Genomic DNA, 11,750 nt, shown 5'->3' on the forward strand with positions numbered 1-11,750 from the left:
AGTGATTTGCGTTTTCAATAAAAATAAGGGAAGTCGTTTTGAAGCATCCATTCCTGCGTGCCTACGGGCTGTTCTTACTATTAGGCGGGGTGACACAAGCTTTACTCTGGTTATTCGGCGCCGCCTCTCTCGAAGGATTCAAGGATGCCATGCTGGTAACGAGCTTATGGTTAATTCCGCTGTGGTGGCAACCGCAACGCTTGCGTACGTTGAGCGCCTTGATTGCCCTGATGCTAGGGGTATCCGCGCTGCCCGGTTTGGCTTACTTCCTGGTCTACCGTCAAGAGCTCACGCAGAGCTTGATGATGATTTTGTTTGAGTCCAACCAAAGTGAATCCAAGGAATACCTGCACAATTATTTTTCCTGGTGGATTTTATTAGCCCTGCTGTCCTTTATCGCCATCACCATGGCTTACTGGCGCACGCTGCAACCTGCCACGCTCTCTAAAACCAAAGCCACGGTTTATACCTTATTGGTGCTCTTTGTCGCGTTTGCCTCGCCGTTGAAACATATGGTTCACGGTCAGTGGTTTTACGCCTACAAAAGTTTTAACAAACACTTTAGCGGTGTTCCTCCGTTTCAACTGGCGTTGGGATACATGAATTACCAGCAGCAACTGGATGAGGTGAACCAGACCCTGCTGACGATGAACCGGATTCCGCCGCTATCGCAATTATCAGAGCAAGCCAAACCTGGGCCAACCACCGTGGTATTGGTGATAGGCGAATCCACCTCGCGCCTGCATATGAGTTTGTATGGATACGGCCGGGATACCAACCCCGAGTTGAGTAAAATCAGGCACGAGCTGACGGTATTCGACAATGTATATTCGTCTCGCCCAAACACTATTGAAAGCCTGCAACAGGTGTTGACCTTTGCCGACCAGCGGCATCCTGACGAGTACAAGACTAAGCCTTCACTGGTGGCCATGATGAAACAGGCTGGTTACCACACCACCTGGATCACCAATCAGCAAACCCTTACCGGGCGTAACACCATGCTGACCACGTTCGCCAAACAGGCTGACAAGCAATACTTCCTGAATAACGAACGCCGACAGAACGCCTACAGCTTTGATGAAAAGGTATTGGACCCGTTTGCTGAAAGTCTGGATGACCCGCATCCAAAGAAGCTGATCATCGTGCATCTGTTAGGCACACATATGAAGTACAGCTACCGTTATCCTGAAAAGTTTGATGTGTTTAAAACCGCTCAAGGATTGCCATCGACTGGCCTGGATAAGGAAAAAATCGCGTTGATTAACAGTTATGACAACGCCATCCGCTACAACGACTGGATCATGGGCCAACTCATCTCGGCGCTGAAGGCCAAACAACAGCACAGCTTGCTGGTGTACTTTTCTGACCATGGTGAAGATGTGTATGACACTGCACCACACGACTTCCAGGGCCGTAATGAAGCTGCACCGACGTTGCCCATGTACAGCATACCGCTCATCGTCTGGCATTCGGACAACTGGTTCAACGCCAAACAAGTACTGGCAAATGTAGATACACATGGGCAATACGACAATGCCGATTTGATTTATACCCTGGCCGACCTGGTAGGCCTGTCATTCGATGGCTTCCGCCCGGATGAGAGCATCGTCAATGCCCAATTCTTGCCGGACAGCATCCTGGTGGGTGACCCTCATCTCGGCAAATTGCAAACCTTGCCAGGCACAAAACATTTTCCTGACAGTGAGGTCGCCACATGGAACGCTGGCTTAACTACAAACAACTAACCTGGTTATGGTTGTGGCTGGTGTTGAGTGCACTGATGATTTTTATCATCGGCAATTACACCACAGTGGATTTATTAGTAGCGGATGGCATGTTCGACTTCAACCGCGGCTACTTTACTGAAAGGCATACATTCTTATTCGCCACCATCATGCACGACTATGCCAAAAATCTGCTCGCCGCTGTCTGGCTAGCACTAGTGGTACTGGCATGGATCCCGTGGCGTTGGCGACCACACTGGTGGTCCGCGGAGCAGCAATACCGCTTACGCTGGGTCACCGCCCTGGCGGTGATGCATAGCGGCCTGGTGTCTTGGCTCAAGCACCAGATGCCACATGCCTGTCCGTGGGATATTGATCGTTACGGTGGCACGTTACCCTGGTTTCCTGCTTTTTCAGCACATGCACCGGCAATGGCCGGGCATTGCTTCCCGGCAGGGCACGCCAGCAGTGGCTTATGGCTTTCAGCGCTGTGCCTGTGCTGGTTACCACAACACCCGCGCAAAGCGCTGCTGGTTGCCATTGCAGGACTCGCTGTCGGCTTCGCACTCGGCTGGTGCCAGCAACTACGTGGCGCCCACTTTCTCTCGCACACACTGACCTCACTGTGGCTGATGTGCGCCTTGCTGTTATGCGTACTGTCATTTTCCAGCAACGGCCTTGCCCATCATCCCTATTTAAAGACCATTTTTCACGATTCAAAGAAGCACACTTCATGAAAAAACTCTCCCTATCCGTGATCTTCAACCACCTTTTCACACCACAGATACTGTTGATCTGGGGCGTGACGCTGTGGTTGATGCTATTCGACAATGCTGCCCTGGTTTCGCATCTGACCCAGCTCTACCCGCCACTCGAAGGGCAAAGCGGATTGCTGATCAGCCTGCTGCTCTTTTTCACGCTGGTGACGGCACTCTGGCTACTGTTGATCAGCCATGGACGTAGTGCGCGCTGGCTACTGGCATTGGTGGTATTCAGCAGCGCGTTTGCTGGCTTTTATATGCAGGAGTTTGGCATCATTATTGATACAGTGATGCTGGACAACCTTTTCCAGACCGACAGCAAGGAAGCATTTGGCCTGCTTTCATGGCAGATGATCGTCTTTGTCACAGCGTTTGGTGTGTTGCCTGCGTTATGGCTGTTGTTTAAAGCGCCAGACAGCTGGTTTAAGCGCGACAGCCTGCGCATCCGCGCTGCGCATTTGGGCCTATTACTTGTGCTGATGGTCACTTGCGTATGGCCCTACTCTGCCGGCTATGCCAGTTTTATCCGTGAACATAAACTGGCACGCATGTATGCCAACCCAAGCTTTATGCATTACTCACTGATTAAGTGGACTAACCAGCATCTCAGTATTCCGGAAAGCCAGGCGCTGGAGCAGGTCGCCACTGACACGCAAAGGGTTGGGGGTAACAACAAACACGAACTGGTGATCATGGTGGTCGGTGAAACGGCACGCTACGACCGCTTTTCGCTGAACGGTTACCATAAACTGACTAACCCGCGTCTACAGCAGGAGGATGTAGTGAGTTTCAAACAAGTCACCTCTTGTGGCACTTCGACCGGTGTGTCGGTACCGTGCATGTTTTCAGTGCTAGGCAGAGCGCAATATTCAGCAAAAAAAGCCAAGCATATGGAAAATGCGCTGGATGTGTTGAAAGAGCACAATATCAGCGTGCTGTGGCGGGACAACAATTCGGATTCAAAAGGCGTAGCAACGCGTATGGCTTACCAGGACTTTCAATCACCGGCACAGAATACCGTCTGCGATACCGAATGCAGGGATGTAGGTATGCTGAAGGGGCTGGATGAGTATATTCAGGCGCACCCCGGGCAAGACATCATGATCGTATTACACCAGATGGGCAATCATGGGCCGGAATATTACCGTCGTTACCCGAAAGCGTTTGAAAAATTCACGCCAGTGTGTCGCAACAGCGATTTATCCAAATGCAGCCAGCAAGAAATCGATAACGCGTATGACAACGCCATTTTATATACCGATTACTTCCTGAGTGAAGTCATCCAACTACTGAAACGATATGATCACAGTCATGAGACCGCCATGTTGTATGTGGCTGATCACGGCGAATCGCTAGGGGAACACGGCATTTACCTGCATGCGGCGCCCTACATGATTGCGCCTAAAGAGCAGACGCATGTACCCGCTATTTTGTGGCTGGGCAAACAATTTGACTATTCGATTGACCAGATCCGGCCTTACCAGAACTATCCGCTGAGCCATGATGATGTGTTCTGTACCCTGCTGACGGCGTATGAGCTCAAATCCAGCACTTGCAACTCGCATTACAACTGGCTAGTGGCAAATCCGGATGTACGTGCTGAACTCAAGCTGCCACCGCTAGCCTCCAAAGTGGAGCGACCACTTGCACCGGCTGATATCCTTAGTCATGCGCGGCCCGTCCAGAATCTACACCCGGAACGGGATCAACCACCAGCGACGGATGCGGCAAGCAGAATAGAAGCGATAAAAAATGCCGCATTAAGGCGTAGCAGCGCTGCAACGTAAACTGGGCGGCTCACCCAAAATTTTATTGGCGGTGATCCATATCACCGGTTTCACCCGCTCATCGAGCTTGCACGCATCAATGTAACCAATTGCGCTCTCGGTGTAAGCAACATAGCGAATCATCGCCTCTTGTGATTCCACGGTATACGGCGGCTGGATGCCGTGGAAATACTGCTCATTCCAGTAACCGACTTGCGACCTGGGACTACTATGCAATATCTGTTGTGAGAAGCGCAGGCGCAGGGGGTGATCGCTGGACAAATTGGCTGGATGTAACGGTTTGCCCTGATTGTCATATAGCTTCTTGCGCCAGTAAACGGAGGCCAGATCACTGGTGGCCACCGACACAGTGTAGGCAGGCTGTGCCGATACAATTACGGCAATCACCGGCTCCTCTGCGCTAACCATGCTTGACCAGAGCAGCAGCACCCAGGATAAAGATGAGATCAACAGCTTACGCATTAAAACATCACCGCAAAAGAGGTGGCAAAACCACGCGGCACATCTTCATACTCGCCGCTACCGCCAACAAACTCAAACTTGAGCAACTGGTTAGGCTTGAGTCGCTTGGTCAAGCCGACCATCCAGCGCTCGGCATTGGGACGGTCCGGCATATGCAGGTTTTCCAGGCGATTAATCAGGTACCACTCGTCCTTGAGCAAATAAGCACTCTGCAAATACCCACCGCTACCAGCATCCTTGCCCTGGGCGGTATTCCGGCTGTACACCTCACCCGTAATTTCCCAGCGGTCAAACTCAAGCAAAAAGTCGAGGCCAATCAAGCGATAACTGGGAGAGCCAGTGAAGCGCTCCTGAAAAGAAGAAACATTGAGGCCTATCGTATTCAGGCCTGCATTTTCACTGGTGAAATTGAACAGATTATTGATGGCCAGCCGCCCGCCATTCACATCCCGATAGGTGGTCTCATCGCGCTCCTTGCGGTCACTTTTCACGCCTTCGGCATACAGCTGGTATTCCAGAGAACGAGACTCAAACGGGATATTGCCGAACACCATCAAGCCGTTCAACGCATAGGGAAACAGTTCTGTCGTCGCCAGTGGCCGACTGGTGGTCCATACCAAAGGCGGGGCATGCAGTTGGTTCCAGCGTCCGATCGGTGTCAGGAAGCGGCCAGCACGTACATTGGTTTTATCGTTCAGGTTGTAATCAAAATAGAAACGCTCAAAGTGAATATAGCTTTCTTTGCTGTGCAAGCCCTGGTGACGGTTATAACTCAGTGGGTTTTCCAGTTCAAGCTCACTGAAAAATTTGAGTCGCGTGCCCTGATCCCAGGTCACTATCATGCTCAACTCATTCCATTTCAGCTGCGTTGTTTCAGTCCTGGGAATACGCAGATCAATACTGGAATATCCACCGACTCGAAATCCTTGCCAGAAAGATGCGTCCTCTTCTGCCATCAGCGACTTGCACAGCAGACACAGGCTGATTACACTGAGTACACAACGCAGTAAAATGTTAGCCATACATACTTTCCGGTTAAATAAGAAACTTACATAAGTAAAGCCTGCATTTTCTCATATTCCATGCCCCAACACGCACCTTTATCCATAAGGAAAATGCTACTGATTGCATTTTTACTGTCAGGACTGTTACCCGCATTGCTGGTCAGTGTGTTGAGTTTCTACCAGGCACGGATTGCCTTGCGAACAGAAATCAAGCATGACCTGCAAACCACCGGAAAAGCGGTGGCAGAGCACATAGACCGCATATTGTACGAACGTGTGCAAAACGTGAGAAGCTGGAGTCAACTGGCCATCATGCAGGACATGTTGATTGGCGATATCGACAAGCGCCTGTCTGTTTTCCTCCATGAAACCCGCAATAGTTATGCCGCTCAATATATTGCTATCGATGTCATCGATCTGCAGTCGGTGATTGTGGCCTCCAGCAACCCTCCGCGTATCAGTCAGCGCCTGACCAGTCCTACGGTCTGGTTTTCGTTTACGGATAACGGGCAGCCGATCACGGTGTACCACCTGCAAAATGATCAACTCATGATCTCCGCTCCCATCATCTCCAGCATTACCTTGCAACCCATAGGCCACCTGGTAGCGACCTTTAACTGGTCCGTGATTCGAGACTTGCTCAACCATGCTTCGCAACATGCCACCGAACTGGCACTGGTAGATGAAAATAAACGTTTGCTGGCACAATCAAATAATTGGTCTGAATCCCGACCCAGCCTGCATACCCATGTGCCGCTTGAAAATGCATTCCTGGTGCATGGCTGGGAGGTAAAGCTGAACAAGGAACATGATGTCGCCGTTGCGCCCGTGCATCGCTTAGGGATCATTTTCCTGAGCCTGCTGGTACTGATGCTGATACTTTCTATGGTGTTGGTCAGGCCGATTGCCAAGCGCATTACCCAGCCGTTGGAAGCGCTGACTCAGTTCGTCAAGAAACTGAGACAGCCTGATGCAGTGCCACCCCCGCTGAGCGGCCCCTCTGAAGTGCAATCCCTGCACCAGGCTTTTACTCAAATGGCCGCAGAGCTGGAAGCTTCAGAGCAGCAATTAACGCGTGCCGCCAAACTGGCCGTGGTCGGTGAAATGGCTGCGGCCATGAGCCATGAGGTACGCACACCGTTAGGCATCATGCGTTCGTCCGCGGATGTGTTGAAGCGTGAACCCGCGCTGAGTGAAGATGGCCGCGAAGTGCTGGGATTCATTATTTCCGAGACCGAGCGCCTGAATAAACTGGTCACGACATTGATTGATTCGGCCAGGCCGCGGGCACCAAGCAAAACACCTCTCGAGCTGCAGTCGCACTTGCAACATGTATGCGATATGCTGCAAAAGCAGGCACAGGATAAACACATACAGCTGTCATTGGACGCGCCGGTCCCCGTCACTATCGCCGTAGATCAGGACCAGATGACACAGGTCATGGTCAACCTGATCATCAATGCCATCCAGATATTGCCCGAGTATGGCCAGGTGGTCATTTCCCTGACACGAGATGCACAGTATGCCTATCTGTCGGTGGCAGATAATGGCCCCGGGGTGCCACCTGCCCAACAAGGCCATTTATTTGAAGCCTTTTTCACCCAACGCGCAGGCGGTGTCGGGCTGGGGTTGGCGGTGGTCAAACAAATCGTCGAAGCCCATGGTGGTACAATCTCTTATAGTAGTAGCCCATGGCAAGGCGCCCAATTCAACCTTGCCCTTCCATTTGAGAGTGCCTAGCGTCCGAGCCTAACACCATGTCAGCCCCCATTACTATTCTTGCCGTTGATGATGAGCCCAATATGCGGCGACTGCTGGAAATCAGCTTGCGCCAGGCGGGTTACCGCGCCCTGTCAGCCAGCCATGGTCGTGAAGCGCTGGAGATGATCCAGCAGCAGCAGATAGACCTGGTCGTCAGTGACTTGCATATGCCGGGCATGAACGGTCTGCAATTGCTGGAAACCCTGCGCAAGGAATATGAACACCTGCCGTTCATCATGGTCACTGCGCAGGGCGAGATCAAAACGGCAGTAGAGGCCATGAAGCTGGGGGCCAGCGATTATATTTTGCGCCCGTTTGAACTGGAAACGCTGGAAGTGGCGATTGATAAAGCCCTGACCCTCAAACGCATCACCCAGGAAAACACTTTTTTCAAGGAAACCCAGCAACCCGATGTCACCAGCCTGGTGGGCAATAGCCCGCCCATGCAAACATTAAAACAGATGATTCAGCAAGTAGCGCCTGAGCGGGCTACCGTATTCATTGTCGGTGAAACCGGGACAGGTAAAGAGCTGGTTGCCAAAGCACTGCATGAGGCTTCCACACGCAAGTCAGCATTGTTTGTCGCCGTCAACTGCGCGGCGATTCCGGCGGACATCCTGGAATCCGAACTGTTCGGTCATGAAAAGGGGGCTTTTACCGGCGCCGTCAAAGAGCGTGTTGGGAAATTCGAGCTCGCTAATGGTGGCACATTGTTCCTGGACGAAATCACTGAAATGCCCATTCAGTTGCAATCCAAATTGCTGCGCGTGTTACAGGAAAATGTCATTGAAAAACTGGGTGGCAACCGGCAGATTGCGCTGGATGTACGTGTGGTGGCCGCGACCAACCGTGACCCCATGCAAGCGGTCAAGGAAGGCAAGTTACGTGAAGACCTCTACTACCGTCTCAATGTCATACAGCTTCAGGTGCCGCCACTGCGTGAGCGCGGGCAGGACGTGAGCTTGCTGGCCGATTATTTTCTTGTGAAGCGTCAAACCAAACTCAGTGAGAGTGCGCGTCTATGCCTGCAAGAATATCGCTGGCCAGGAAATGTGCGGGAATTGGAAAATATTCTGGAACGGGCTGCCATCCTGGCTGGCAATCAAACCATACAGCCGCAGCATTTACCCGCAGATATTTCGCAGCAAATTACAGTCTCTGGCGCAAACACAAACAGTGACAACTCCGACAATAATGACTTATCTATTCCGCGTGCCACAGAAGCCATAGAGCGCCGCCTGATCTTACAGGCACTGGACGCTTGCCAGGGCAATAAAACCAAGGCTGCCAAGCTGCTTGAAATCAGCGAGCGCTCACTTTGGAACAAATTAAACCAGTACGATTTACGCTAGAGCCTCCCAACCACCTTATGCCGCCCACAAATAAGCATCCATCGCCAGGATGCCGTAGGTATTTTCTGGGGTAAAGCGCACGACCGTCCCCTTGCCGCTACCTGCAGCCACAAATAAGGGCATCAAATGATCTTCTGTTGGGTGCGCCTGCTTCCCCCGTGAGCACTCTGCCCGGTAATTGAGCAGGCTTTTCCATTGTTGCGCTTGAATGCGCGCTGCGATCCAGTCTGCAAATGCGGTGACATAAGATAATGGCGCCGCATCGCGGTCGCCGGTAAAAAAATCTGCCAAATTATGCGTAATCGCCCCAGAAGCGAGAATCAACACGTTTTGCGCATGTAATGTTTGCAGGGCCTGTCCCATCGCAAATTGCTGGGCAGGCGAACTGCGGCTTTGTATCGACAATTGCGTGACCGGTATACCTGCCTCTGGATACATCAGCATCAGTGGCACCCATGCCCCATGATCCAGCCCGCGCTGGGGATGTATTTGCACAGGGATCTCATGTGACTGCAATAATGCAGCCACATGCTGCGCCAGCTGCGGTGCACCAGGCGCCGGATATTGTTGCGCATACAAGGCCCGAGGAAATCCGGCAAAATCATGGATGGTTTCCGGCTGGCTGGCCAAACTCACGGCCGGCACCCGCGTATCCCAATGCGCTGACACCACCAGGATAGCATCCGGCTGCGGAAAGCTGGCGGCGATGTCCGCCAGCACACGCCCGGTGTTCCCGGGCTCCAGGGCCAACGTAGGCGCGCCATGCGAAACAAACAGGGTCGTCATTGCCGGCTAATCCAATTAACGGCGACGGTTATCCACGCTGAACGCACCCGCACCAAACGCAACGACCATCAATAGACCACCGGCAATGGTGAAGTTTTTCAGGAACATGATTTGTTGCATTTGATCAGCCATATTGTTGTGGAACAAAAAAGCTGCTGCAATGGTAAACACCGCAATGCCTGCTGCAGCCCAGCGCGCTTTAAAACCCACCAGCAAGGCGATCCCTAATACCAGTTCGACAAACACCGCAATGGCATAGGCCACTTCTGGCAAGGGCGCACCCACACTTTGAATGTAGCCGATGGTCCCGGCCGGATTGGCCACTTTCCCTACACCACTCAGTATAAAAATCAGTGATAACAAAATACGACCAGCGGCGCTGGCGGCGGATTGAAATGCGTTCATGTGATGCTCCTGTAAGTATGTTGTGAGATGCCATATCAGCCTGGCATCACTCCCTGAGGCTTTTCAGCTGATGAGGCATTGTATAACTAAAACAAAACAATGATAATCATGCCAATTATGGTAAAACTGTCTCATACAGGTTGACAATCAATGGCATCTATCGAAGAAATGCAGTTTTTTGTTGAAGTGGTCAAGCATGGCAACTTCACCAGTGCCGCTCATGCGTTGGGGATCTCCAAACAGCTGGTGAGCCGCCGTATTATCGCGCTGGAAGCGCGACTTGGGGCACGGTTACTTTTACGGACAACCCGCAAACTGTCCCCTACCGAAACAGGCAAGCTATTTTTCCAGCGTGCACAACAGATATTACAAGCCATCCATGATGCAGAACTGGAAATCAGCAACCGCTCGGATGAGTTACGCGGCTTACTCAAACTCTCTGTTCCGCTCTCTTACGCCAACCTGAGGCTAGCCCCAGCCCTGACGGCGTTTATGCAGCAACACCCGCATGTGGATATCTGGCTCGATGCAGACAACCGGCATGTGGACATGATTAGTGAAAGCTATGACATGGTCATTCGGGTGACCGATCAACCTGAAGAAGGCATGGTGGCGCGCAAACTCGAAGATGCCGCTTTGCGCTTTTGTTGCAGTCCGGAATACATTGCACGCAATGGCATACCGGAAACGCCCCAGGCACTGGCAAAGCATGCCTGCCTGACACACCGCGCCAGCGAATGGGTGTTTAGCGATCACGACCAGATACACCGCATTCCGATTCATGCCAAGCTAAGATCCAACCATGGTGAGGTATTACGTGAGGCTGCCCTGGCTGGCCTGGGCATTACAGGATTACCCGCCTTTTATGTGCTGGATGATTTGCACAGCGGGCGCCTGGTGGAAGTGTTGGCAGAATTCGTCATGCAACAGGGAGGAATTTACGCCATGTATCCCTATCATAAGCAGGTGTCTGCCAACACCCTGGCGCTGATCGAGCACCTGCGAAACTGGTTCCAGCCTGCGCAGTCCTGAACAGCCGGCTGTGTTGCCAACGTGTTATTCAACCAGCAACACCCGCTTACCGCCATCCACGCTATAACCGCCAGGACCAAAGGCAATCACGACCAGCAAACCGCCGATGATGGTGATGTTTTTGAGAAACATAATGACCTGGACCGGATCGGCCATGTTGCTATGAAACATTAACGCCGTCACAAAGGTAAATAACGAGATCCCGGCTGCTGCCAGTTGTGCCTTGAAGCCGACCAGCAGCGCCAGACCCAGCCCAAGCTCTACGATGAGTGCAACCACATAAGCCACCTGCGGTAACGGCAAGTGCGCACTTTCGATATAGGCGATGGTCCCAGCAGGATCCATGACCTTGGCAATGCCGCTAATAATGAAAATCAGGGATAACAAAACACGCCCCAGAAAACTGACCCAACGCTGCCGTACATTCATACTGATCGCTCCTTGTCGTTATTGAACGCGCTGTCTCTCACCTCACGGGCGAGAAAACCTCGGTATGATGCATGCCGGTGACAGATTCATGCCGTTTTCACTTACCCAGCAACTCAGCCCCAATTCTGACCACCGGTGTATCACATTTGTTACTCTGCACCATTCTGTGAAGAAATGCCAGCATGATTTGACATTTAAAAATAACGGTGTTAACTTAACTACGTTATTTAAATAAATGATGGTGTTG

11 protein-coding genes are annotated in these 11,750 nt (G+C 51.9%); 6 read left to right on the forward strand and 5 right to left on the reverse strand.

What is annotated here, in order from left to right; genetic code table 11:
* Positions 1-38 precede the first annotated feature (38 nt).
* Genes cptA through ACJ67_RS13510 form a run of 3 tightly spaced genes read left to right on the forward strand, consistent with a single transcriptional unit; the run spans position 39 to position 4,272 of the window.
* Positions 39-1,745 carry a phosphoethanolamine transferase CptA gene (gene cptA / locus ACJ67_RS13500; RefSeq protein WP_049639513.1) on the forward strand — a complete coding sequence of 569 codons (1,707 nt, stop codon included), beginning with the start codon at positions 39-41 and terminating at the stop codon, positions 1,743-1,745.
* Positions 1,715-2,461 carry a phosphatase PAP2 family protein gene (locus ACJ67_RS13505; RefSeq protein ID WP_049639964.1) on the forward strand — a complete coding sequence of 249 codons (747 nt, stop codon included), beginning with the start codon at positions 1,715-1,717 and terminating at the stop codon, positions 2,459-2,461. The genes cptA and ACJ67_RS13505 overlap by 31 nt, the downstream gene beginning before the upstream one ends.
* The gene (locus tag ACJ67_RS13510; protein ID WP_049639514.1) at positions 2,458-4,272 is read left to right on the forward strand and encodes a phosphoethanolamine transferase; all 1,815 of its coding nucleotides are present in this window, start codon (positions 2,458-2,460) and stop codon (positions 4,270-4,272) included. The genes ACJ67_RS13505 and ACJ67_RS13510 overlap by 4 nt, the downstream gene beginning before the upstream one ends.
* On the opposite strand, the gene ACJ67_RS13515 is transcribed toward ACJ67_RS13510, so the two are convergent.
* Positions 4,246-4,734 carry a hypothetical protein gene (locus ACJ67_RS13515; protein WP_049639515.1) on the reverse strand — a complete coding sequence of 163 codons (489 nt, stop codon included), beginning with the start codon at positions 4,732-4,734 and terminating at the stop codon, positions 4,246-4,248. The two genes, ACJ67_RS13510 and ACJ67_RS13515, sit on opposite strands and share 27 nt — an antisense overlap.
* Positions 4,734-5,756: a hypothetical protein gene (locus tag ACJ67_RS13520; protein WP_049639516.1), complete on the reverse strand. Its 1,023-nt coding sequence runs from the start codon at positions 5,754-5,756 to the stop codon at positions 4,734-4,736. The genes ACJ67_RS13515 and ACJ67_RS13520 overlap by 1 nt, the downstream gene beginning before the upstream one ends.
* A 93-nt stretch (positions 5,757-5,849) precedes the next feature.
* Between ACJ67_RS13520 and ACJ67_RS13525 the strand changes: the two genes are divergently transcribed.
* Both ACJ67_RS13525 and ACJ67_RS13530 read left to right on the forward strand, forming a co-directional pair.
* A complete protein-coding gene (locus tag ACJ67_RS13525) occupies positions 5,850-7,478 on the forward strand; it encodes a sensor histidine kinase (protein WP_049639517.1) in 1,629 nt (542 codons plus the stop codon).
* A 17-nt stretch (positions 7,479-7,495) separates the two neighbouring features.
* Positions 7,496-8,851 carry a sigma-54 dependent transcriptional regulator gene (locus ACJ67_RS13530; RefSeq protein WP_049639518.1) on the forward strand — a complete coding sequence of 452 codons (1,356 nt, stop codon included), beginning with the start codon at positions 7,496-7,498 and terminating at the stop codon, positions 8,849-8,851.
* A 15-nt stretch (positions 8,852-8,866) separates the two neighbouring features.
* Here the strand turns inward: ACJ67_RS13530 and ACJ67_RS13535 are convergent, their stop codons facing one another.
* Both ACJ67_RS13535 and ACJ67_RS13540 read right to left on the reverse strand, forming a co-directional pair.
* On the reverse strand, positions 8,867-9,637 hold the full coding sequence (locus ACJ67_RS13535; protein ID WP_049639519.1) for a class III extradiol ring-cleavage dioxygenase: 771 nt from the start codon (positions 9,635-9,637) through the stop codon (positions 8,867-8,869).
* A 15-nt stretch (positions 9,638-9,652) separates the two neighbouring features.
* Positions 9,653-10,042 (reverse strand): DoxX family protein, encoded by a 390-nt coding sequence (locus tag ACJ67_RS13540; protein WP_049639520.1) that lies wholly within the window; start codon positions 10,040-10,042, stop codon positions 9,653-9,655.
* Positions 10,043-10,192: 150 nt separating this feature from the next.
* Between ACJ67_RS13540 and ACJ67_RS13545 the strand changes: the two genes are divergently transcribed.
* Positions 10,193-11,074: a LysR family transcriptional regulator gene (locus tag ACJ67_RS13545; protein WP_231587192.1), complete on the forward strand. Its 882-nt coding sequence runs from the start codon at positions 10,193-10,195 to the stop codon at positions 11,072-11,074.
* A gap of 24 nt (positions 11,075-11,098) precedes the next feature.
* On the opposite strand, the gene ACJ67_RS13550 is transcribed toward ACJ67_RS13545, so the two are convergent.
* Entirely contained in the window at positions 11,099-11,503 is a 405-nt protein-coding gene (locus ACJ67_RS13550) for a DoxX family protein (RefSeq protein ID WP_049639522.1), read from the reverse strand.
* Positions 11,504-11,750 lie beyond the last annotated feature (247 nt).

The organism is Methylophilus sp. TWE2 (assembly GCF_001183865.1).
Classification (GTDB): domain Bacteria; phylum Pseudomonadota; class Gammaproteobacteria; order Burkholderiales; family Methylophilaceae; genus Methylophilus.

What these genes read in the sequence shown, in the direction of transcription:
- ACJ67_RS13540 (WP_049639520.1), bottom strand. Translation starts at nt 10,042, where the DNA reads ATGAACGCATTTCAATCCGCCGCCAGCGCCGCTGGTCGTATTTTGTTA.
- ACJ67_RS13525 (WP_049639517.1), top strand. Translation starts at nt 5,850, where the DNA reads ATGCTACTGATTGCATTTTTACTGTCAGGACTGTTACCCGCATTGCTG.
- ACJ67_RS13545 (WP_231587192.1), top strand. Translation starts at nt 10,193, where the DNA reads ATGGCATCTATCGAAGAAATGCAGTTTTTTGTTGAAGTGGTCAAGCAT.
- ACJ67_RS13510 (WP_049639514.1), top strand. Translation starts at nt 2,458, where the DNA reads ATGAAAAAACTCTCCCTATCCGTGATCTTCAACCACCTTTTCACACCA.
- ACJ67_RS13550 (WP_049639522.1), bottom strand. Translation starts at nt 11,503, where the DNA reads ATGAATGTACGGCAGCGTTGGGTCAGTTTTCTGGGGCGTGTTTTGTTA.
- ACJ67_RS13505 (WP_049639964.1), top strand. Translation starts at nt 1,715, where the DNA reads ATGGAACGCTGGCTTAACTACAAACAACTAACCTGGTTATGGTTGTGG.
- ACJ67_RS13530 (WP_049639518.1), top strand. Translation starts at nt 7,496, where the DNA reads ATGTCAGCCCCCATTACTATTCTTGCCGTTGATGATGAGCCCAATATG.
- ACJ67_RS13520 (WP_049639516.1), bottom strand. Translation starts at nt 5,756, where the DNA reads ATGGCTAACATTTTACTGCGTTGTGTACTCAGTGTAATCAGCCTGTGT.
- ACJ67_RS13515 (WP_049639515.1), bottom strand. Translation starts at nt 4,734, where the DNA reads ATGCGTAAGCTGTTGATCTCATCTTTATCCTGGGTGCTGCTGCTCTGG.
- ACJ67_RS13535 (WP_049639519.1), bottom strand. Translation starts at nt 9,637, where the DNA reads ATGACGACCCTGTTTGTTTCGCATGGCGCGCCTACGTTGGCCCTGGAG.